General features: G+C 62.1%; 2 protein-coding genes and 3 pseudogenes. 1 reads left to right on the top strand and 4 read right to left on the bottom strand.

Annotated elements, in window-relative coordinates:
- A partial coding sequence (locus tag IVB48_RS29720; protein ID WP_247405678.1) for a hypothetical protein occupies positions 1 to 559 on the bottom strand: 559 nt, incomplete at its 3' end.
- 107 nt (positions 560 to 666) lie between these two features.
- Here IVB48_RS29720 and IVB48_RS29725 point away from each other — a divergent pair.
- On the top strand, positions 667 to 879 hold the full coding sequence (locus IVB48_RS29725) for a hypothetical protein (protein ID WP_247405681.1): 213 nt from the start codon (positions 667 to 669) through the stop codon (positions 877 to 879).
- 99 nt (positions 880 to 978) lie between these two features.
- Here the strand turns inward: IVB48_RS29725 and IVB48_RS29730 are convergent.
- The 3 pseudogenes from IVB48_RS29730 to IVB48_RS29740 all read right to left on the bottom strand — a co-directional run.
- Positions 979 to 1,321 (bottom strand): annotated as a pseudogene (locus tag IVB48_RS29730) (integrase core domain-containing protein); the annotation flags it as partial.
- 413 nt (positions 1,322 to 1,734) lie between these two features.
- Positions 1,735 to 1,995: pseudogene (locus IVB48_RS29735) on the bottom strand (transposase); the annotation flags it as partial.
- 118 nt (positions 1,996 to 2,113) lie between these two features.
- Positions 2,114 to 3,187: pseudogene (locus IVB48_RS29740) on the bottom strand (IS1182 family transposase); the annotation flags it as partial.
- Positions 3,188 to 3,381: the final 194 nt, after the last annotated feature.

The following is a 3,381-nucleotide window of genomic DNA, read 5'->3' on the forward strand; positions in this document are numbered from 1 at the left end:
GCACCATATCCCGCGCTACAGCTGCAGCCGCGCCTGGATGGACAATGGCGGCCCTCACTGCATCGCCTTCGGCGGATTGCGCGTCGATGATGCAATCGAGGAAGCACTGCTTGGCGTCGTCGGTCCGGGCGCTATCGCCGCTGCAACCGCTGCCGCCAAGGAAGCCGGAGGACGGGATCAGGTGCGCGATGCTCTCAGTCGCGACCTCGAAGCGGCGCGCTATGCCGCCGACCGGGCTTTCCGGCAATACGATGCCGCTGACCCCGCGAACCGGCTGGTGGCGAGTGAGCTTGAAGCGCGCTGGAACAGAGCGCTCGCTCACGCGGCGGAGGTCGAGGGCAAGATCGCCATGCATGATGCGGCGCCGCCCGCACCCATTGCTGATCCAGCTTCGCTCGGCGTTCTGGCCTCGAACCTCAAAACGGTCTGGGATGCGCCGACGACGGATGCTCGCCTCAAGAAGCGCATTGTACGCACCCTCATCCATGAGGTCATGGCCGATATCGACGACGCGGCCTCCGAGATCGTTCTCATCGTCCACTGGGTGGGTGGCGCCCACAGCGAGTTGCGCTTGCCCAAACGCCGGCGCGGATTGCCGGCCTCCTCAACCGCAACGGCCTCAAGACGGGCAACGGCAATCGCTGGACCCGCGAGCGCGTCACATCAATGCGCTCGAACTACCACCTCCCGGTGTTCAAGCCCGCCGAGGACGGGATCGAACCTTGGCTCAACCTTGGCAACGCCGCAAAGCTCCTGAAGATCGCGCCCAAGACGCTCCGGCTGGCCGCTGAAGCCGGTGAGATCGAAGCCTTCCATCCGCTATCGGACGGCCCGTGGATCTTCGCCCGCGCCTCGCTGATAACAACTGCTGCTCAATGAACGAGCGCGACAGAACCCAAGATACCCCACGGGATCGCATCCCAATCAGCAAAGTCTCTTCTCTTCAACAACATAGACAGATGGGTGTTCTGATGCGCGGTTGTAATCGGCACGCCAACATGCGAGTGCGAGCGAGCCTGGGCCAGCGACGTGAACAGCGTCTCGTTCAACAATTCGTCCCGCAGACGGCTGTTGAAGCTCTCGATGAAGGCGTTCTGCATGGGCTTGCCCGGCGCGATGTAATGCCAGGCGACGCGGCTCTGATCGATCCAGGTTAGGATCGCGTTGCTGGTGAGTTGGCTGCCGTTGTCGCTGACCACCATCTTCGGCTTGCCGCGCTCCATCACCAGCCGGTCCAGTTCCCGTGCCACCCGGGTGCGCGAGAGCGAGGTGTCGGCCCAAGGACCAAGCACTCGCGAGCGCAATCATCGACCACGGTCAAGGCAGCCGGCGTGGACCGCCTATGCCTACAACATCAAGGCGCTGGGCGACCGCGAGATGCTGATTGCCGCCCAGGCGGAGCGAAACTCGAACAATTCGTGTCGCAATGGAAAGCGCGGCGGCAAAGAGCGGGCGCGCGGGCGCCTCAATTCGGCAAGACAACATAGGCAGTCCGGTGACGCTTGCAGCCGACGCGTCACGCTTCGCCACGCGGTCGCCCGCGCCCGGCAACCATAATCGCAGCTGACGGCAACTTCCAGCCTGGCCCGTCCCGTTCCATGCAGCGTGCCACCGTTCTCGGGCCGCGGCTGCAAGATTGATGGCCGGGACGGAAAAATGACCTGCGCCGCGGCCGAACAAAAGAATGGACATATGCGATTTCCAGCAAGCGTCATCTCGATAATGAAAAAATCGCTTGTCCATCTCATCCGTCGAGTGCAGCTTGGTGCGATGCTGGGGCGGGAAAGTCATGCAGGCGAGCACATCGGTCTCGGCTTCGTTCAGGAAGGTAGCGAGCTTGGGCAACTTGGGGCGGAGCTGATCGGCGACCCGGCGCCACTGGGCGCTGGCCGCCGCCGCATCGTCCTGGGCAAACGCGGTGGCGATGAAGGCGGAGACGACGCGCCGCCCGCTCTTGCCGGCATGCGCCAGCGCGTTGCGCATGAAGCGGACGCGGGGGTCGTTGAAGAAGTGGCCAATAGATTTCGCGCGATGCAGCGACCGGCTCTGTCATGGCCCTCGCGTTAAAACCCGCGCTACGGCGCTCTGAAGCCGCAAACGCGCTATAAGGGACAATCCAAGGCAGAATAAGCGCAAGGAGAGCGGCTGCCAGCCGCTTCAGGTTGATGGCGGCGGCCGTCAGGTAGGCCTGGATCTTCATATTCGGTAGACCACGCCGTATGGCGCGCGCCAGTCCGTGCCAGGTCTTGGCTTCGCCGTGGAAGCCCTCTGAGCGCCAGCGATGGCGCTGATAGAGCCGTCGATCCTGCTTACTCCATCGATCGCGAGGGCGGCGTGCGCGGAGCAGTGCAGGATAATCGTCAACGACAACAACTGCCTTGTTAACCCGCCCTTTGGATAGGCAATCGCCCTTGAGCGGACACCGGGCGCAATCCTTCGCCTTCGAGTAAAAGAAACGGCCGTGCTTGATGGGCCGCGCGGGGCGCAAGATACGTCCTCGCGGGCACTTCAAGATGTCGTTCTTGGCGTCGTACCGGAAGCGTCTGAGCGGTACGGGACTCTTGATTGGTTCGGCTTTAGCTGGGATCAGGGCATCAATGCCGCGCCGCTCGAGCGCGCCGTAGACTTTAGCGTAGGCATAGCCTGCGTCGGCGGTGACCACCTTGATGTCGATGCCCGCAATCGCTTCAACCTCATCGACTTGCGGCTCGATCATCTCCCCTTCGTTCGTTTGTCCAGTCGTGACCGCGACATCCAGATGACACCGACCTTGTCATCGACGGCCGTGTGCTGCTTGTAAGCGGGTTCCAGCCGCCGGTTTCGTGCATTCGTGGCCATTGTCGCATCGGGATCAGTCGTGCAGATCTTCTTATACTTGCCGCTTTGCCGGCCCTTTCTCTCAGCCTCGCTTTCATCCTCGCTTTGATTTTGGCTCAGTACATCCACCACATGCTGCTCGGTGAGGCTGTCCTAACTCACATTAGCGCGGATCAGCGACGCACCGATGTGGACCACCTCCGCAGTGGCGATTTTGGCCTTCAAACAGGCCTCGACCGTGCGTTTGAAGATCCTACGGAACCGCTCTTCGCCCCAGTGCTGGCGGATGCGCGTCAGGCTTGAATGGTGCGGTAGCTGCTCGCAGGCCATAACCAGCAAACCAGCGAATGGCGATGTTGACCTGAGCCTGCGTGTTCCAGCCGATCGTGATCACCGATTCCAGGCCATCGTGATCACCCATTCCAGAGCATCGTGATCATCGTTTCCAGCCGATCGTGATCGCTGTTTCCAGCGATCATGATCGGGGGCAACGGGGAGGCGCGCACCGCTGACAGTCTGCAACCCGGCTACCTTGGTCTTTTGCCCAACCGCAGAGGATCGAGA

Source organism: Bradyrhizobium sp. 76 (assembly GCF_023073025.1).
Taxonomy (GTDB): Bacteria; Pseudomonadota; Alphaproteobacteria; order Rhizobiales; family Xanthobacteraceae; genus Bradyrhizobium.